This is a genomic window from Citreicoccus inhibens, assembly GCF_019039035.1.
GTDB classification, from domain to species: domain Bacteria; phylum Myxococcota; class Myxococcia; order Myxococcales; family Myxococcaceae; genus Citreicoccus; species Citreicoccus inhibens.
The window spans coordinates 237,016-254,510 of the sequence record NZ_JAHNZT010000010.1 but is presented as its reverse complement, the minus strand read 5'-3'; the positions used below and the strand labels follow the sequence as shown (position 1 = coordinate 254,510).

Genomic DNA, 17,495 nt, shown 5'->3' with positions numbered 1-17,495 from the left:
ATGACCGTCGCTACCTCGACATGGCCTTGCTGACTTCAAACCCAGGCACCGCTGAATGATGCCGCCAAGGAGCTTTCCTCCCCCGTACCCCCTCCGAACCGACTACACACGATTCGGGACTTGACCCGGTCGCGACGACGGACGCGGCAAGGCGCTGGCCTCGTGTCTGGTAGTAGAGGTGTTCCAGCTCCAGGACGCGTAGTCCGGGGAAGCGGTTGGCCTGGCCGAGTGCCCACGCGCCATAGCCGACCATTTGCAGGCCGGGCTCGGTGTCGGCGTCGGCGAACTGCTCGGCACTGGCCGCGTTGCTGGCGATGCGGCTGGTGAACTTGTGGTCGGTGATGCGCAGCACGCCGTCAGAGGCGAGGCGCCGCGAGTCCACGAGGTCAATGAAACCGGTGAAGGGGATGCCGCCCGCCGTCAGTGGGGGCTCGCCGTCGAGGGGCTGTTCGACGAGCAGGTCGGGGCCGGGCGAGGGGAGGAGGTGCGCGCCTGCCTTCACAAAGGCTCCGAGCACGTCTTCGCCCGTCGACAGGAAGTGCTCAAGCTGCGCGTGGCCTTCGGTGCCGACCTGCTGCGCTCCCGTGGTGGGCTCGGGCACGCGTAGCACTTTGGCGAAGTACCACGCGCGCGGGCACTGCTTGTGGCGCTTGAGCTGGGAGACGCTCAGCTGCTGGATGCCCCCTGCGATGACGGAGGGGCTGTTCGTGGGTGCGTTGCAGGATGGCGTCACTCTCCCTAAATGCGTGCGGATTCCGGGAGTGGCTCATTCGTAGCCGGCGAGGTTGCCGAACCCGAACCGATGCTCGCCACTTCTCCATTGGCGCGGTCTTCAGTTCGACCGGGCGGCTTTTAGCTCCTGCTCGCTACGCTCCATTGCAACTTCGCTAGTGCAACGAGTCGCCTGTGAGGACAATGGCAAGAGGTAGTGTCTTGTAGGTGCGGGCATGCCCGGTGGCGTCGTGCTCATCGGCCAGTGGGCGTGTTGCGGGCATTTCTCACGACATCACCTTGATCGGCCTTGAGTCGTATTGCGGGTTAGAAATTGCTGTCGGGATGTGGTAGTGGCGTACCCCACACATCCTTGGAGTCTGCGATGGTTCGAAAGCTTCTTGTCGTCGTGGCTGCGGTAAGCATGTCCGGTTGTCTGGCCTCTGGTGTGCAACTCACGAAGGACCGTGCGACATTCGATCTTGGCTGCCCCAAGGACCAGATCGATGTCGTCATGCTTTCTGGTCTGACTGAGCGTGGAACAGGCTCCGTGTTTGGGGCCCAGGGATGCGGCAAGAAGGCGACCTATGTTCGTCATGAAGCTGCCGGCGTGACGCTAAACTCGCCTATCCAAGAGAAGGAGTAGGCTTTCTGCTGAGGGTGTCCGCAGATGTGGAGGGCACCGACGCGACGGCGGCTGAGGCAAAGCACTGGTCACGGGTCGGCTCGAAGGGGTTGTGGAGTTCCCAGGTGAGCCGACTCGGGACACGCTCTCTCTGGCGGAATCTCCACTGGCCATCGTCGACTCTCTGCGCCGAGTGCGTCGGCGGGCTTCTCGGCGCTCGCGACACTGTTCGTGAGCTTGCGTAGGTTGTTTCGAAGCCAGCTGCAAATGGCGGTGCGTAATCCAGAGGCTGTTCGGCGAACACGCGGCTCACTCGTAGCCGGCGGGATTGCCTAACCCGGACCGATGCTCGCCGCGCTTCTCCATGGGCGCATTCTTCAGCTCGTCCGGCAGGTAGTAGGCGAGCGGGCGCTTCCCGTCCCCCATTCGGCGCTGGCCCCGGGTGAGGCCCAGCGCCTTCAGGGCTGCGCCAATCACCCGTGAGCGTCGCGGGTCGGCCTGTGCTGGGGGAGCGTGAATGCCTCGACTCCGACCTGAAGAATTGTCACGTCGGACGGGCGCTTCTCTGCCGGCATTTCCAGGAGCCACTTCAGGATGACCTCCTTCCGGCTGTCCCCGTAGTTCTCCTGGCGGAGTGCGGCCTGCTGCTCGACTCCCGCCGCATCCTCGTGGCTCAGTCACCACTCCTCGCCGCGGTGACATCGCTCGACGGCCGCTGCCCAGAGCTGGTCTCGGTCCCGTGCGAGGGCCTCGGTGTCAATGCGGGTGCACTTCACGGGTCAGTAGCGACGATGCCCGGTTGGGTCCCGCAGGCAGTCGTGGAGTTGCCCCCCCGTCAAATCGGACACGGTCGGAGAGGTGATGCTGCTCGTCGAACCACGCGGGCGGCTGTTGGAGGACGGCCTCCGCACTGTCCAGGCGAGCCAGCTGGACGTAGTCGCGCTTGAAGCCCTTCACGAAGGACTCCGCCATCCCGTTGCTCTCAGGTGAGTATGCTGGAGTTGTTCGGATGAGCAGGCCCAGCTTTGCGCCGAACGCTCGTGTCTCGTGGGCGGTGTAGGCAGGTCAGTGCCACCGAGGAAACGCTCTGCCCGGGCACCATCGTCTCCTCCAGAAACCGGCGCTTCTCATCCGCACTGAAGCGTCGACGGCGTCCTGCTCGGGATGGCTGGATGACTTCGACTTCGTGTGTCTTCGCGTCCATTCCTAGGCGGGTCCTATGAGTTAGTGACCTGTCCGTTTGAAATGGGGGCTACACCAGCTTATTTCTGGGCTATGGCCTTCTGCCCAGACAGTTTTGGCTGGTCGGGTACCGCGGCTTCCTGCTGAGTGTTGGGGGGCTGCCTCGGTCCCGCATGATCACCGATTGGGGTGGAGGGGCTCGGCTGGGGACGCGCACCTCTCTGGTGCCACATTTCCCAGCGAAGCTCAGGTGTGGAGCGGAGTGACGCGTGCTCATCTTCTGGCGGGCCTTGGGCCTCTTCGTGCTGACCGCGGTGGCGGAGATTGTTGGCTGCTACCTGCCGTTTCTCTGGCTGCGCGGAGGTCGCTCACCGTTCCTCCTCGTCCCGGCTGCTGTGAGCCTGGGCGTCTTCGCGTGGCTCCTGACGCTCCATCCCACGGGCGCCTCTCGCACGTATGCCGCTTACGGTGGCGTCTACATCGCGGTGGCTTTGCTCTGGCTCTGGTTCGTCGAAGGAGAACGGCCCAGCGCATGGGACGTCACGGGGGCTGTCGTGGCACTCATCGGAATGGCGATCATCGTCTTGGCTCCCCGTCGCTGACGCCTGACTTCGATCGGGCTCACAGGCGGGATGCGACGAAGGACGCCCTGGCCGACAGGTGGCGGCGCGCTTCGGAGCGCGCCTTCTCCTGCCGTTCTGTTTCGGTCGGTTGAGTCTCAGTCTCGTGCGCTGACAAACTCTGGCACCAGATAGTCGTCTGGGGCGGGCGCTTGCTCGATGGTGCCGAGGTCCACGAGTTGCTGGGCCAACTGCTCCCAGCGCTTGCGGCTCATGGTGCCCAGGCCTTGGGACCGTGTCGCCTCGGTGTCGATGAGCGGCCTCTGGGCCTCGGCAGCAGCGGCGAAGGTCTCCGCGTCCATCGTCGTGTTCAGCTTGGCCATCACCGCGTTGGTGGGGCCCGGGTTGTCCAGGTAGGTCCGCCAGCCGTCGCGCACTGCGGCCACGAAGGCCTTCACTCGCTCGGGCTGTTCCTTCCAGTACTGGCGCCGGGTGATGACCACCGCGAGGTAGGGATTGAAGCCCTCGTCAGCGACCAGGAACACGGCCGGCGTGGCGCCCTGGCGCTTCGCGGCGAGGGGTTCGGCGGTGACGAAGCACTGCTGAGCGTAGTTCTTGTCCGCGACGAAGCGCGCGACGCCTCCGTCATAGGGCACCACCTTCACCTTGTCGAAGCCGTACTTCTTCTTGAGATAGGCCACGTACGAGAGGCCCGGCTCCAAAGCCACCGTGCCCGATGAGAGCACGTCCGCGATGTTCTTCGCCCCGCGCGAGGCGTGAGCCATGATCGCGTGCGGCGACGTCTGATACACCGCGAACAATGGAATCACATCCAGGCCCCGGGCTCGCGCGGTGAGGATTTCATCCGCGCCGCTGATGCCAAACTCCGCCTGGCCCGTGGCCACCATCTGCTGCACCGGCGCGCCAGCTCCACCGCCGAGGATCTCCACGTCGAGTCCCTGACGCGCGAAGGCCCCCGATTCGCGGGCCGCGTAGAACCCGCCGAACTCGGGCTCCGGCACCCAGTTGAGCGCCAGCTTCACCTTGGCCGGTGTGTTTGGCTTTGGCGTGGAGGCGCTCGCTGCCGTGGCGGTCTGGGAGCCCGGCTGCGACTCCTCCTTCTGGCGCGAGCAGGCTCCCGCGGCCACGAGCAGCACCGCGCAGCCCAACAGTTTCACGAGGCGTCGGCTCACGTTCCAATCCCTCCCAATCGAGTCATGTTCCCTGCGCCGATGGATGCCAGCGCCGCAGCAGCCGGGCACCCGTGAGGCTCACCGCACCAAACAACACCAGACCCAACACCGAGGCCGCCAGCACCGCGGCGAACAAGAGATCCGTTCGCAGCTGACGGTATGCGCCCAGGACGAGGATTCCCAGCCCCGCCGAGCCCTCGGCGAAGCCCGCGACGAACTCGCCCACGATGGCGCCGATGACAGACAGGCCCGAGGCGATGCGCAGCCCCGTGAACAGGTGCGGCATCGCCGCGGGCAACTCCAGCTTCCACAGCGTGGCGAGCCGCCGCGCGCCATAGAGTCGGAACATGTCCCGCAGCGACGGATCCACCGAGCGCAGCCCCGTGAGCGTGTTCGCGATGACCGGGAAGAGCGACACGATGAAGGATGACACCGCGACCGCGCGTGGGCCCGGGCCGAACCACAGCACCAACAGGGGCGCGATGGCCACGATGGGCACCGTCTGCAAGAAGAGCGTGTACGGGTAGAGCGCGCGCTCCACCATCCGCGAGGAGGCCAGGAGGACGGCCACGAGGACGCCCAGCACCGCGCTCAAGCCGAACCCCACCAGCGCGGAGCGGCCCGTGGTGATCGCGCCACCGAGGAGCGCGCTGGCCTCGTGTGCACCCACGGCTCCAATCGCTGACGGTGGGGGCACCAGCCAGCGCGGCACCTCCAGCAGTCGCACCGCGCCTTCCCACAGGGCCAACAAGACGACGAGCGCCACCAGCGGAGGAACCGCCGCGCGAAGGGTCGAGCGGTTCACCAGTGCTCTCCTTGTTCCAGTGCCTCGTTGAGCAGCCGGGCCTCGCGCGCGAAGGCGGCCTCGGTGCGCAGGGCGGCGGTGCGCTCCGTTGGCAGCTCCAGCGTTCGGTCCAGCACCACTCGCGCGGGCCGTCGTGAGAGGACCACGGCCCGCTCGGCGAGGTAGGCGGCCTCGGAGATGGAGTGGGTGACGAAGAGCACGGTCATCCCCAGCTTGCGCCACAGGGCGCGGAGTTGATCATCCAGACGGCCGCGGGTCAGCTCGTCCAGGGCCGCGAAGGGCTCGTCGAGCAGCAGCAGGCGAGGATGGGTGACGAGCGCTCGCGCCAGGGACGCGCGCATGCGCATGCCGCCGGACAGTTCCGCGGGGTAGCGCTCCGTGGCGTCCCCGAGCCCCACCTGTTCGAGCACGGCCCGCGCGGCGGCCTGTCGCTCCGCTTTGGGCACGCCGGTCAACTCCAGCGGCAGCGCCGCGTTGTCCAGCACCGAGCGCCAAGGGAGCAGGTGCGCGTCCTGGAAGACGTAGGCGATGGGGGCCCGCTCGCCTGGGGTGCGCTCCAGCGTCGGGGTGAAGGTGACGTGCCCCGCCTCGGCTCGGTCCAGTCCGGCCACCAGCCGCAGCAGCGTGGACTTGCCGCACCCCGAGGGGCCGAGCAGCGCCACGAAGGAGCCGGGTGCCACGTCCAGGTCCAGCCCTGCCAGCACGCTGATGTTGCCCGGGAAGGTGCGGCGCAGTCCCTCGACCTTCACGCGAACGCCCCCACTGCCGGAGTCGGGGGCCTGGGGAGCGGGGGACGGGAGGCCAGGAGGCGCCATGCAGGGAGTGTTTCTAACCGCCCCGCTTCCGCGAGGCGAGCGCGGAGTGAGACAGGGGGCCTCCGCGGTCAGTCCCTCGCGTGCGCGTACTCGGCTTCGGGCAACTCGCCACCGGTCCGGCGCAGGAAGACCCGGTCGAGCAGCACGCCCTCGGGCAGCCCCGACTCCACTTGCTTGAACACGTACTCGGTGACGCGCTCGGCGGTGCAGTTCACCGTCTTGAAGTAGGGGTGCTCGTTGATGTTCGAGTCGTGCAGCTCCCGGCACACGCGGTCGATGATGCTCTGGAGGTCCTTGAAGTCGAGGATGACGTCCCAGTGATTCAAGGCGGGCGCCTTCACCCAGACTCGGACCCACCAGTCGTGCGAGTGCAGTGGCTCGCGCTGGCCGTCCGGGAAGGTGACTGCGTGGGATGCCTTGAATTCGCCGGTGAGGCTCAAGTAGTGCATCGCGATCCGCCCTGAGGTCGAGGTGGAAGACTCTGGGATGTTGCTCGGGCCGTGTTGGCAACGAGGTTCGGTGGTTCCCTGCCGCTCTTCCGGAGGCGGCATGATAGCGCTCGGACCCAGCGGCCCGAAGCGGTTCACGCGCGACCGCGGTGGCTTCAAGAGAGGGCTGCTCGCGGGCCTACACGCGCCCCTGGGCTCCTTTCAGGAACCGCACGTGGGCTGAGTCTGTGGGCGGTCGTTTCCTGGTGGGCTCTTGCGTCCGCCTCGGTCATGCTCCTGCCCGTGGCGCCGACCCTGCTCTTTCGTCCCTATGCCAAGATGCCCGCTGCCGGTGAGAACCGAGCGCAGCCGAGTCCCGGTGGTCCGTGGATTGCCCTGGAGAAGATCCACGGCGCCCAACTCGTGGTTGCTGTCCACGGTGGCGCGGTGCACTTCGGAAAGCGCAAGGCGTGGCTGAGTGAGGACGAGCCGTTCTTCGGCTGGCAGTTGCTACGAGCGCGCTTGCGTGCCTGTGCCCTCCACATGGTCCAGTCCCTTCGCGCCGAGCAGTCCAGGGTGTACTTCTACGGGGAGCTCTTCGGCGGTCACTACCCGCATCCGGAGGTTCCCTCGGTCCCGGGCCTCTTCGCCGTGCAGACGGGCATCTGGTATTCGCCCGCGTTGCACTGGGCTCCCTTCGATGTACTCATCGCCCGCTCGGATGAGGATGAGGGAGTCCTCATCGCGCACCGCGACCTGGAGGCCGCCGCGCAGGAGGCGGGCTTGAGCACGCCTCCCGTGCTTCGTCGAGGAACCCGTGCCGAGGTCGCCGCTGTTCCTACGCGAAGGCCCTCCCTCGTTCCGGCGATGCTGGGACTGCCTTCGCTCGAGGTGAACATCGCGGAGGGGGTCGTCATCAAGAGCGAGCTGCCGGCGCCTCCGAGCGCGCGTGCCTCCAGCAAGCGGAAGATTGAAGAGTTCAACGAGGGGCGCTTCGATGAGAGCGCGGCGTGGAATCCCAACCAGCCGTTGTCTGTCGATGCGTTGGGTTCGTGGGCTCAACGGTTGATCAATCCCGCGCGCATCGCCAGCGCGCTGTCCAAGTGGGGACGCGGTCCGCTGGAGCCACTGCTCGAAGAGGTCATCCTCGATGTTCGCGTCGACCTGGAGCTGGCCTTTCCCGCCGCATGTCGCGCCTTGAGTCCTGTCGAGGAGGAGCAGCTCTCCGCTCGAATCCGAGAAGGGGCGTTGCCGCTGCTCCGCGCGGCGCTCGCGTGAGCTGCGCGCCCGTGGGCCGTCCGGGCCGCGCGATGATGCCGTGGCGCGCTGGGGCCTCCGCTTCGTGTCCTGCGCCTGCGACTTCGACGGGCACCTCGGCTGGGGCTGGCGGGCGAGGGGAAGAGGGGCGGGTCGGCCGAGGAGCTGTCTGGCTCATGGCCAGGACAGACCCAGCTCGCGCTCGAAGCCCGTTCGGCCCTCGACGGTGAGCCTCACGCCGCGGCCTTCCGTGCGCCTCGCGAGCCACCGCATCGCGAAGAGGCGCTCCGCCAGCGCGGCGCCCAGTGCGCCTCCGATGTGCGCGCGGCGCTCGCTCCAGTCGAGGCAGCGCTTCGCGAACGCGCGCCGCCCCCGCGTCAAGGCCTCCACGTCCACCCCCCAGTGGGCGACGAACTCAGCGCCGGGCGGCGTGAGGGCGAACCCCTCCTCGCTGGACTCCAGGAGGCCGCGCCGCTCCATCCCCTCCGCGAGGGCGACGCCCAGCGTGCCCGCCAGGTGGTCGTAACAGGTCCGAGCGAAGCGCAGTGGCTCCGGTGTGCTCATGGGGGCGGCTCGCAGCGGGACGAGCAGGCCGAGGGCCTCCAGCGCTCGTGCGACCTCGGGGCCCGCGAGGCGGTAGTAACGGTGACGGCCTTGGGCCTCCACGCCCAGGAGGCCGCCACTCAGGAGCTTCGCGAGGTGTCCGCTCGCGGTCTGCGGCGAGACGCGCGCGTCGCGTGAGAGCTCGCCTGCCGTGCGGGCGGGGCCTTCCATCAGGCGCGACAGCATCATCGCGCGAGCGGGATCTCCGATGAGCGAGGCCAGGTGCGCCAGGTCGATGGGGTGGGGCATGGCGCGAGGCTGTGCCGGCCGCGGGCGGGGATGCTTCGGCATGGGCCGAAACATCGCAGTCCGTTCGGGGCTTAGGGAAGCGCGCATGACCGCGCTTGCTCCTCATCGTGTGATTGCTCCTCGAATCCTCTACTTCGGCACGCCCGTGGTGCTGCTGAGCACGCTCCAGGAGGATGGCTCTCCCAATCTGAGCCCGTTGTCGTCCGCGTGGGCGCTGGATGACCGGTTGGTGCTGGGGCTGGGCGGGATGGGGCAGGGATTGTCCAACCTGATGCGCACGCGCGAGGCCGTGATCAATCTGCCCGCCGCGTCCCAGTGGCGTCAGGTGGAGGCCCTGGCGCCCACCACGGGCCGCAACCCCGTGCCCGAGACGAAGCAAGCGATGGGCTACTCTCACGAGCCGCGCAAGTTCCAACGCGCGGGGTTCACACCGGTGGCCTCGGACACCGTGGCCCCTCCGCGCGTGGGCGAGTGCCCGCTGCAATTGGAGGCGGTCCTGCTGAACGTCCACTCGGCGACGGTCCTGTCGGGGGGCGCCGCTCCAGGGTTCGCCATCGCCGAGCTGCGCGTCACGCGGGTGCACGCGCACGAGCGCATCACCGTGCCAGGGACACACCACGTGGACGTCGAGCAGTGGCAGCCGCTGCTCTATGTCTTCCGCCACTACGTGGGCACCGGGGCCGTGCTCGGGCGCAACTTCCGCGCGGAGACATGAAGGCGGCTTCGGCCCGCGGACCGCGCGTCGCGGGCCGAAGCGGCTCGGCGGCTAGCGTGTCACCGCTGTCAACGTGAACGCGGCAGAGGACTCCGCGCCCGAGCCGACCGTGGCGGTCAGCGGATGCGCCGGCTGCGTGGTGAAGGAGACCCCCGCGGGCGCCACCACATCCACCTGGTAGGTGCCGGGCAGCAAGAACTTGAAGTCCGCGACGTAGACGCCATTGGTGCCCGCGACAAAGGCGAGGGACTCCTGGCTGCCCAGTTCATTGGTCAGCACCGCGGAGAACCCGCCGAGCTGGACCTGCGCGTCGCCCACGCCGGGGAGCGTCACCCCCGCGCCCAAGCTCAGCGTGGCCTTCACATTGCCCGAGAACTGGAGGTCCGCGCCCTTGATGACAGGCCCCATCACCCAGCGATCAGAGTTGCCCGCCACGTGTCCAAAGCTCTGGGCCACGTCGAAGTCCACGAGGATGACCTTCTGATTATCCTCGCTCGTGATGGTGACGTCGGCATCCTTGTCGAACTTGACCTTGAGGCCGGAGCTGGCCGCGCTCGGCATCTGCAGCTCTCCGTCCACCTGCGTTCCCGCGGGCAGTCCCTCGTACGTGGTGGACGTGGCGTAGACCCGGCTCCCGCCTGATGCCTGCTTGACCTGCACATAGCCACCCGTGATGACGAAGCGCAGCTCGCGATAGGTTCCCGTGGGAACCTCGGCATCCTTCACCAGATCCGCCGCGTCGTTGGCCAGCGAGAGGAGGTTGGTCGTCACGGGCGTGCTCAAGAGGACGACATCGCCTTTCGCGTCTCCCTTCGAGTCTCCTTCGGCGCTGCCCTTCAGGTAGACCTTCGAGATGGTGACCACGGCCTTTTCGAACGTGTCGCCCGGCGCGTCGGTGAGCTTCACGGTCACACGCGCCTTGGAGTTGTCACCACAGGCCGCCAGGCACAGAAGGCTCGTCGCCAGCAGGAGAGAAGAAGCGAGGTGTCGCAAGTTTGGCATTGGCAATGACTCAGGTATGGCGCGGGTGGCTGGGTGAGCCACCCGCGTCTGGGTGATACGACGTGGTGAAGGAATGGGAAGAAGAGTCTTTCGTGCTACGGGGTGGTTTCAGCCGATGACCGGCGAACACTGCCCCGCGCTGCACGTCATTCCGTCGCAGCAGGTGGAGCCGCCCTGGGAGTCACACTCAGCGCCCTGGGGGAGGCAGGCCGAGCCTCCGTCTTCCGCTCCACCGGAGCCCGCGTCCACTTCGGAACTGCCGCCGTCCGTCGGAGTGCCGGCATCGCCGCCGCAAGCGCCCAAGGTGTCGCCGTGACGCAGGTGCGCCTCCACGGCAGGCGCTCCCACGATGATGGTGTGCGCGTTGGCGGGATTGCCCGGGGGGATGTGGCACACGCTCACGTGGGCATTGCCACCGGCGCCTCCGTCTTCCACGCCGCGCCCATCCTTCGCGATGCCCGGCGAGGCTCCCAGGTTGGCCCCTCCCGTGCCCCACTCGGCATCTGCTCCCGCACTCCCTCCACATCCGCCGGCGAGCAGCGCGAACAGCGCTCCCAGGACAACGGTTGAGTTGATTGGCCGCATGCGCATCGAGATCCTCCTCAAGTGAGACGAGACGATGTTCGTCACCGCGGCGTTCGCGGTGGCGCCCTCCCCAGGGGAAAGGACCGAGTCGAGCGCGGAACGGCCACGGCTCGCCCGCAAGTCCACTGACACGACAGAATTCGTCTCTCGCTTGCACGAATCTCACCGTGCTTGTGGGTGCGTTTGTGCTCCGCGCCACAGTCGCCGCGGCCCACGTGGTGGCCTGCCTTTTCGTGCGCGATGCGCGTGCGGCGAGCGGCATCGCACCCAGCGCGTCGGGCTCGGCTTGAAGTCCCAGGTATACGGGGTTACGGTCCTCCCCGCGCACATGCCCCCGGTCGTGCAGCTACAAGGCGTCTCCTTCAAGTACCAGGGCGGCGACAGCGATGGCCTGGAGGACGTCTCGCTGACGCTGGAGGCCGGGGAACTCGCGGTCGTGGTGGGGGCGAGCGGCTGCGGCAAGACGACGCTCACGCGGGTGGTGAACGGGCTGGTGCCGAGGTTCTTCGAGGGGGCCTTTCACGGCACGGTGCTCATCCAGGGCCAGGACGTGAGTCAGTGGTCCATCGGGCAGATTGGCCAGCGCGTGGGGAGCGTGTTCCAGGATCCACGCTCGCAGTTCTTCACCACCTCCGCGACGTCGGAGATCGCCTTCGCCTCGGAGCACTTCGGGGTGCCCACCGAGCTCATGCGACGACGCGTGGACGAGGCGTTCGAGCGGTTGGAGATTGAAGCGCTCCGAGGCCGCAGCGTCTTCGAGCTGTCCACGGGCGAGCGGCAGAAGGTGGCGCTCGCATCTGCCTACGCGATGCGGCCCAGCGTGTATGTGCTCGATGAGCCCTCGGCCAACCTGGATCCGCAGGCGACGCGGCACCTGGGCACCATCATCGATCTGCTGCGCCAGGATGGCTCCGTCGTCCTCGTCGCGGAGCATCGGCTCTATTACCTGGCGGCCATCCTCGACAAGCTCATCCACATGCGGCAGGGGCGCATCGTGGAGATCTTCGACCGCCAGGCCTTGCACGCGCTGCCACCGTCGGCGCTGGAGTCGCGGGGGCTTCGTCAGGTGGACCTCGCGCAGGCGCGCCTGGGCACGCTGCCTCCCGTGAGCCGGGACGACATCCACTTCCAGGGCCACGACGTGTCGCTCGCGTTCGGCGAGCGTGTCGTGCTCCACGGCGTCACGGCCCAGGCGTCGCGTGGCGAGGTGGTGGGGCTGATTGGCCGCAACGGCTCAGGGAAGACGACGTTCGCGCGAGTGGCCACCGGGTTGGTGGCGCAGCGCACGGGGCGGATCCGCCATGCCTACCGCGTCCTCACTCCGGAGGAGCGGCGCAAGGCCTCCTTCTTCGTGCTTCAGGACGCGGACTACCAGCTCTACACCGAGTCGGTCATCGAGGAGCTGATGCTCGGGCTGCCCGACACCGCCGAGAGCCGCAGGCGGGCGCTGGACACGCTCGCGCGCTTTGGCATCGACCGGCTCTCGGAGCGCCATCCTCAGGCCCTCTCCGGCGGACAGAAGCAGCGACTCACCATCGCCGTGGCGGCGATGCGCCACGCGGATGTCCTCTTCCTCGACGAGCCGACCAGCGGACTCGACGCGACGAACCTCCAGCGCGTGGGCGAGGAGATCCGCCTGCTGGCGGACCAGGGCCAGGTCGTCTTCGTCATCTCCCACGACTACGAACTGCTCGCGCAGTGCTGTCCGCGCATCCTGCGCATCGACCAGGGGCGCACGGCCGCGGACTACCGGCTGGACCTCTCCTCCGCGCGGAGGCTGCGCGCGGACCTGGATCTGCCCGTGTCCCCCAACGCCGCGTGGATCTGGACATGAGCGCGCCTGTCCCCAACGCCTATGCGGCGCAGGATGCCCGGCTGAAGTTGCTCCAGCTCGTGGTGGTGGGCCTGGGCGCGTTCCTCACGCGCACCATCACCGCGCAGATTCTGCTGATGGAGATGGTGCTGGTGCTCGGGCTGGTCGCGGGGCAACGGCAGACGGTGGCGCGGTTCCTGTGGCTGGCCGTTCCGCTGGTGCTCTTCGTCACCTTCGCGCGCGCGGGGACGAGCGTGTCCATGCTGGGGCTCGTGGGCCGCTTCTTCGCGTTCGCGGTGCTGAAGTTCTCGTCGCCCGTGTTGCTGTTGCTCTACCTCGTGAGGCTCGAGGACCTGTCGGCCATCATCCAGGCCCTGGAGCGCCTGCGCGTGCCACGACAGGTGACCTTGCCCTTGGCCGTGGCGATCCGCTTCGTGCCGTCGCTCCAATACGAGTACGCGAGCATCCGAGACGCGATGCGCCTGCGCGGGGTGGCGCCCAGCATCCGGCGCTTCTACGCATACCCCGCGCAGACGTTGGAGTTGACCGTCATCCCCTTGTTGATGCGCGCCGTGCGCATCTCCGAGGAACTCTCCATCTCCGCGCTCACGCGCGGCATGGAGTTCGAGGGGGCGAAGAGCTGGTACCGCCCGCTCGTCTGGGCCCCACGGGACTCGCTGGGGCTGGGGCTCACCCTGCTGGCCGGCGCGTTCCTCTTCCTGGTGGACCACTTCGTCGTGTAGCGAGGCGCCTCGCGCTACTCGACGATGACGAACTCCACGCGCCGGTTGTTGGCGCGTCCCTGCGGCGTGGTGTTGACGTCAATGGGGCGGGTCATCCCGAAGCCCGCGCTCTCGAGCCGCTCCGCGACGATGCCCTTCTGCACCAGGTACTGCTGCACCCAACGCGCTCGGCGCGCGGACAGGTCCTGGTTGTAGGCCTTGCCGCCCGCGTTGTCGGTGTGCGCCTCGATGCGGAGCTTCTGGATGTCTGGATTGGCGCGCAGCACCTCGACGACCTGGTCGAGGATGGGCAGGGACTCGTTGACGGCGTTGTCCTTGTTGCTGGCGAAGAAGACCTTGTCGAGCGTGCGCAGCTTGCCCTGTTCGATGACGACCTGGGGAGACGTCACGGGGGGCGGCGGCGCGACGGGGGGCGGCTCGACGGGGAGGGCGGGGGGACGGGGAGGGACGAAGTCCTCCAGGGCGCCCTGGCAGCAGCAGTAGGGCTCGGTCGTCACGCGGGGCGCGGGCTTGCTGCCGCAGATGACGCTCTCCAACATGCTCTGAAGGCCGCTGAGCGAGCGCTGGGCCGTGAAGGCCTGTCCGCCCGTCTCCTTCGCCACGCGGGCGTACTCGGATTCGAGCGCCTCGGGCTCCCTGGCCTTGGTCGTGCCCAGGTAGGTGTGCACGCGCACGTGTTGGGCCTGGGCGGTCTCGATGGCGCGGCTGGCGGCGGCGACGTCGCGCGCCTTGGCTTCACCTCCCGCGTTGAGTCCCTCGTCGCCGAGGAAGAACACGGCGCGCTGGGCCTCGGGGCGCCAGTCGAAGTGATTGGCGAGGTCCTCGATGGTGGCCGCGCCGTCCTCGCGCACCTTGCCGCCGGCGATCCACGTGAAGCGCCGGCTCTTCAGTTCGCCCTCGTTCGCGTGGGCCTGGTTCAGCAGGTAGTCGCGCACGGTGGTGGTGAAGCGGGTGCCCGCGAAGATGCCCTCCACGCCCAGGTAGGTCACGCGCAGGTCCGAGGGGCACCGCGACTGGGAGGCCTTGATGGCCCCGCTCACCATCTCGCTCAGCCCCAGGGCTTCATCCGACATGGACTTGCTCGCGTCGATGGCGACGACGAGGTCCACGCTGGGCACCGTCACCTCGCCCTCCTCGACGGTGATGGTGGGTTCGGCGCGCTGGGGGAACTGCAGCGTGCGCGCCTGACTGGCGAAGTCGCCCTCCGCGCCTCGATGCAAGGTGACGGCGCCGGGCGCGGACACCGAGGCCCCGTCGCCCTTCAGGCCGTGGTCGGCCTGCATCAACTCCAGGGCGAACAGCTCCGGAGTGAATGCCAGGCGCTGCACGTCCGCGAGCTTGACGGTGCCGACGATGGCATCGCGGTACCAGAACTCGGTGAGCTTGGGGCCGCCCGCGTTGGGGACGGAGAGGGGCGCCTGCGTGGGCGGGCCCTCATGGGTGAAGCAGCCCTTGCCGAACAGGTTCCCATCCGCGCTCAGCACGCGGAACGTGTAGCTGGTGCTGTCCTGCTGCGCGGGCGTCGCGGCGGGCGACGTGCCCTCCACTGACGCCTGACAGCAGCAGCACGCCTCGGGCTGTCCCGTGGACTTGCTGCCGCAGATGACGCCCTCCAGCATGCGCTGGAAGCCCTGGAGCGATGCCTGCACCAGGAAGGGCTGGCCTCCAGTCTCACGCGCGACGCGGGCGTACTCGGACTTGAGCGCCTCCTGCTCCCACGCCGTGGCGCGCGTGGTGCCCAGGTACGTGTGCACGCGGACGCTCGCCCGCTGCGCGGCGCGGATGGCCCGTGTGGCGGCGACGATGTCGCGTCCGTTGACGTCTCCTCCGCCTTCCATGGCCTCATCGCCGAGGAAGAACACGGCGCGCTGGGCCTCGGGGCGCCAGTCGAAGTGGGTGGCGAGATCCTCGATGGTGCGCGCGCCGTCCTCGCGCACCTTGCCGCCGGCGACCCAGGTGAACGGGCGGCTGCGCAGCGCTTCCTCATTCACCCCGACATGCTGCGTGAGGTACTCCCGCACGGTGGTGTCGAAGCGCGTCCCTCCGAACGTGCCCTCGACGCCCAGGTAGGTGATGCGCAAGTCCGAGGGGCAGTGGATGCGCGAGGACTCGACCGCGGCGTTGAACGTCTCGCTCAGCGACACCGCCTCATCCACCATGGACTTGCTGGCGTCGATGGCCACCACCAGGTCGACGACGGAGAGCGGCTCTGGCGCCTCTCCCGCGCCCGAGGGCCGCGGGAACTCCAGCCGCCGTCCCGCCGAGGCCGCGTCTCCCTCCGCGCTGCGATGGCTGCTCAGCGGCGCGGGCTTCGCGGGGCCGGCCTCTCCCGCCTTGATGTCCCGAGCGTTGTCCGCGCTGGTCAGCTCCAGGGCGAAGCGCTCCGGCGCGAATGCGAGCGCGCGCACGTCCTTGAGCTGCAGCGTTCCGACCCGAGGGTCGTGGTACCAGAGCGCGGTGAGCTTGGGCCCCCCCGACGATGGGAACGTGACGGTTCCTTGCGTGGGCGGGCCCTCGTGGGTGAAGCACCCCTTGCCAAAGACTGACCCATCCGCATTGACGACCCGGAACGTGTAACTCGTGGCCTCGGCCGTGGACATGGTGATTGTCCCTCTGGATTCCTATGTGCGAGTGCGTTCCTGCCCGATGCCCCGGGCGCGCGCAATCCCTTGTCATTCCAGGGTGATGGTCATGAACAGTCTTCAGCTTGGGCAGCCGATGCGCCGGGTGGGGCCGAATGCACTCAGGGGAGCCTGAACGTTCGCTACCAGGCACGTCGGGCCGGAGAATGTTCAGCGGGCGACGAACCCGCGCGAGTTGAAGAAGAAAGCACAATCAAACTGTGATTTCTCGGTCGCTCTCAGCCGGGGGCAGGGATTGCGACCAGCGACGCAGAAGTTGAATGTCCGAGACTTGATCACGATCGGCGTCTTCAACGCGCTCATCCTCGTGGTCTATATTGTCATGCAGACCATCCTGCAACCCATTCCAGGAATGGGGTTGTTCAATGGCGGGGTGGGGGCGTTCCTCATGGCGCCGCTGTACATGATCCTCGTGGCGCGGGTGCACAAACGCGGCGTGTTCTTCATCACGTCTGTCCTTTACGCGGTGCTGGTGTCGACGGTGGGCATGTACTCGGCCATTCCGCCCATCCTGCTCGCGGGCCTGCTGGGTGACCTCATCGCGGGCGTGCAGTCGTTCCGAAATCTCTCGGCGGTCATCACCGGCTACATCGTCTTCAAGACATTGGAGGCGGTGGGGAATTATTCCGTCGTGGTCATCAACCCGGAGCGCTTCGCGGCGAACATGGAGCCCGCCGTGCGGGCCAAGTGGCTCGAGGGCGCGGCGATGTTCAACTTCTGGATGGGCGCCTTCGTGCTGGTCTTCACTGTGATGGGCGCCCTCGCGGGTGGCGCGCTCGCGAGCCGTATCCTCCGCAAGCACTTCGTGAAGGCCGGACTCGTTGCCGCGGCTCCGGTGAAGCCCGAGCTGGCGGCGGCCCCTCCCGCGTGAAGTGAATCCACCCGTCCGTCGAAGGAGAAGCGATGTCTGCCAAAGGTTTGATCTCCACCGCCGACCCCGCCACCGCCAAGCTGGCGAGCGAGGCGCATCCGATGTTCATCGACCTTGGGAAGCAGAAGGCCAAGGCCGTCAAGAAGCTGCGCAAGGGGAAGGGGCGGTTGCTGGATGACGTCCGCGAGACGCTCCAGGACCTGCAGGCAGCCGGGCGGGTGGCGGCGAATGCCCAGCCGGTCATCGTCCTCGTCCGCGTCAAGCCGAAGAAGAGGCGCTCGAGGTCTCCGCTGGGTGGGCTGTTCTAGGCGTCTGTTGAGTTCCCACATCTGTCCATGAGCGCTCGAGGAGAACTCTGATGACCAAGAAAGTGAAGCTGGCCAAGTCCGTCGAGAAGATCAGCTACCTGCACCCCACGGACGGGATGATCACCCTGGCCAAGAACAAGCGGAAGCCCAAGCGCAAGAAGGGCTCCAAGGAGCTGGCGGGGGCCTCCAAGATGGTGCGGGCGATGAACGCCGCCCAACTGGCGGGGGCGGAGGCGTTGGCGGACCGCAGCGCGCGCGACGACAAGGACGAGAAGGATGGCGCCCTCAAGAACATGTCGTCGAACAGCCAGCGCGCCATGTTGAAGGCGGCCAAGGTCTTCCGTAGCAAGATGGGTTAGCGCCCCCTGCTCCGGGTGACATGGCCACC

Annotated in this window: 19 protein-coding genes and 1 pseudogene; 9 read left to right on the top strand and 11 right to left on the bottom strand. The window is 67.7% G+C overall.

The genetic code is table 11. The annotated features are described in order from the left end of the window. Positions 1-10 precede the first annotated feature (10 nt). On the bottom strand, positions 11-733 hold the full coding sequence (locus KRR26_RS15310) for a PD-(D/E)XK nuclease family protein (RefSeq protein WP_328707142.1): 723 nt from the start codon (positions 731-733) through the stop codon (positions 11-13). A 363-nt stretch (positions 734-1,096) separates the two neighbouring features. Here KRR26_RS15310 and KRR26_RS15305 point away from each other — a divergent pair, with 363 nt between their 5' ends. Continuing rightward, a complete protein-coding gene (locus tag KRR26_RS15305; RefSeq protein ID WP_147423156.1) occupies positions 1,097-1,357 on the top strand; it encodes a hypothetical protein in 261 nt (86 codons plus the stop codon). Between the two features lie 288 nt (positions 1,358-1,645). Here KRR26_RS15305 and KRR26_RS15300 read toward each other — a convergent pair whose 3' ends face one another. Together KRR26_RS15300 and KRR26_RS36835 are read right to left on the bottom strand one after the other, a co-directional pair. Then, entirely contained in the window at positions 1,646-1,813 is a 168-nt protein-coding gene (locus KRR26_RS15300; protein WP_233577605.1) for a hypothetical protein, read from the bottom strand. Between the two features lie 390 nt (positions 1,814-2,203). Next, positions 2,204-2,395: pseudogene (locus KRR26_RS36835) on the bottom strand (IS3 family transposase); the annotation flags it as partial. A 398-nt stretch (positions 2,396-2,793) separates the two neighbouring features. Between KRR26_RS36835 and KRR26_RS15295 the strand changes: the two are divergent. Continuing rightward, a complete protein-coding gene (locus KRR26_RS15295) occupies positions 2,794-3,120 on the top strand; it encodes a YnfA family protein (RefSeq protein WP_233577110.1) in 327 nt (108 codons plus the stop codon). Positions 3,121-3,236: 116 nt separating this feature from the next. Here the strand turns inward: KRR26_RS15295 and KRR26_RS15290 are convergent, their stop codons facing one another. The 4 genes from KRR26_RS15290 to KRR26_RS15275 form a co-directional block, all read right to left on the bottom strand. Continuing rightward, positions 3,237-4,271, bottom strand: a complete 1,035-nt coding sequence (locus tag KRR26_RS15290) for an ABC transporter substrate-binding protein (RefSeq protein WP_217080182.1) — start codon at positions 4,269-4,271, stop codon at positions 3,237-3,239. Positions 4,272-4,293: 22 nt separating this feature from the next. Next, complete coding sequence (locus KRR26_RS15285) at positions 4,294-5,076, bottom strand: ABC transporter permease (protein WP_120207098.1); 783 nt, start codon at positions 5,074-5,076, stop codon at positions 4,294-4,296. Continuing rightward, on the bottom strand, positions 5,073-5,825 hold the full coding sequence (locus tag KRR26_RS15280; RefSeq protein ID WP_120207132.1) for an ABC transporter ATP-binding protein: 753 nt from the start codon (positions 5,823-5,825) through the stop codon (positions 5,073-5,075). The genes KRR26_RS15285 and KRR26_RS15280 overlap by 4 nt, the downstream gene beginning before the upstream one ends. A 134-nt stretch (positions 5,826-5,959) precedes the next feature. Further along, positions 5,960-6,340, bottom strand: a complete 381-nt coding sequence (locus KRR26_RS15275; RefSeq protein WP_217080181.1) for a 6-pyruvoyl trahydropterin synthase family protein — start codon at positions 6,338-6,340, stop codon at positions 5,960-5,962. A 270-nt stretch (positions 6,341-6,610) separates the two neighbouring features. On the opposite strand from KRR26_RS15275, the gene KRR26_RS15270 reads away from it, so the two are divergent. Then, the gene (locus KRR26_RS15270; RefSeq protein ID WP_236068630.1) at positions 6,611-7,597 is read left to right on the top strand and encodes an RNA ligase family protein; all 987 of its coding nucleotides are present in this window, start codon (positions 6,611-6,613) and stop codon (positions 7,595-7,597) included. A 153-nt stretch (positions 7,598-7,750) separates the two neighbouring features. Here KRR26_RS15270 and KRR26_RS15265 read toward each other — a convergent pair whose 3' ends face one another. Then, positions 7,751-8,470, bottom strand: coding sequence for an ArsR/SmtB family transcription factor (locus KRR26_RS15265; RefSeq protein ID WP_233577093.1), 720 nt, complete (start codon positions 8,468-8,470; stop codon positions 7,751-7,753). Between the two features lie 43 nt (positions 8,471-8,513). Here KRR26_RS15265 and KRR26_RS15260 point away from each other — a divergent pair, with 43 nt between their 5' ends. Next, positions 8,514-9,143 (top strand): flavin reductase family protein, encoded by a 630-nt coding sequence (locus KRR26_RS15260; RefSeq protein WP_217080180.1) that lies wholly within the window; start codon positions 8,514-8,516, stop codon positions 9,141-9,143. Between the two features lie 51 nt (positions 9,144-9,194). On the opposite strand, the gene KRR26_RS15255 is transcribed toward KRR26_RS15260, so the two are convergent. Together KRR26_RS15255 and KRR26_RS15250 are read right to left on the bottom strand one after the other, a co-directional pair. Next, a complete protein-coding gene (locus tag KRR26_RS15255; RefSeq protein ID WP_217080179.1) occupies positions 9,195-10,145 on the bottom strand; it encodes a DUF4382 domain-containing protein in 951 nt (316 codons plus the stop codon). A gap of 108 nt (positions 10,146-10,253) precedes the next feature. Further along, positions 10,254-10,736, bottom strand: a complete 483-nt coding sequence (locus KRR26_RS15250; protein ID WP_217080178.1) for a hypothetical protein — start codon at positions 10,734-10,736, stop codon at positions 10,254-10,256. A 322-nt stretch (positions 10,737-11,058) separates the two neighbouring features. Between KRR26_RS15250 and KRR26_RS15245 the strand changes: the two genes are divergently transcribed. After that, complete coding sequence (locus KRR26_RS15245) at positions 11,059-12,564, top strand: ABC transporter ATP-binding protein (RefSeq protein WP_217080177.1); 1,506 nt, start codon at positions 11,059-11,061, stop codon at positions 12,562-12,564. Further along, positions 12,561-13,286, top strand: a complete 726-nt coding sequence (locus KRR26_RS15240) for an energy-coupling factor transporter transmembrane component T family protein (protein ID WP_217080176.1) — start codon at positions 12,561-12,563, stop codon at positions 13,284-13,286. The genes KRR26_RS15245 and KRR26_RS15240 overlap by 4 nt, the downstream gene beginning before the upstream one ends. Positions 13,287-13,300: 14 nt before the next feature. Here the strand turns inward: KRR26_RS15240 and KRR26_RS15235 are convergent, their stop codons facing one another. Next, entirely contained in the window at positions 13,301-15,886 is a 2,586-nt protein-coding gene (locus tag KRR26_RS15235) for an OmpA family protein (protein WP_217080175.1), read from the bottom strand. Positions 15,887-16,103: 217 nt separating this feature from the next. Between KRR26_RS15235 and KRR26_RS15230 the strand changes: the two genes are divergently transcribed. The 3 genes from KRR26_RS15230 to KRR26_RS15220 are packed head-to-tail and all read left to right on the top strand — an operon-like array spanning position 16,104 to position 17,466. Then, positions 16,104-16,799 (top strand): MptD family putative ECF transporter S component, encoded by a 696-nt coding sequence (locus tag KRR26_RS15230; RefSeq protein ID WP_328707139.1) that lies wholly within the window; start codon positions 16,104-16,106, stop codon positions 16,797-16,799. 32 nt (positions 16,800-16,831) lie between these two features. Further along, positions 16,832-17,107: a DUF6200 domain-containing protein gene (locus KRR26_RS15225; protein WP_147422990.1), complete on the top strand. Its 276-nt coding sequence runs from the start codon at positions 16,832-16,834 to the stop codon at positions 17,105-17,107. A 50-nt stretch (positions 17,108-17,157) separates the two neighbouring features. Beyond that, positions 17,158-17,466: a DUF6312 domain-containing protein gene (locus KRR26_RS15220; RefSeq protein WP_120207074.1), complete on the top strand. Its 309-nt coding sequence runs from the start codon at positions 17,158-17,160 to the stop codon at positions 17,464-17,466. Positions 17,467-17,495: the final 29 nt, after the last annotated feature.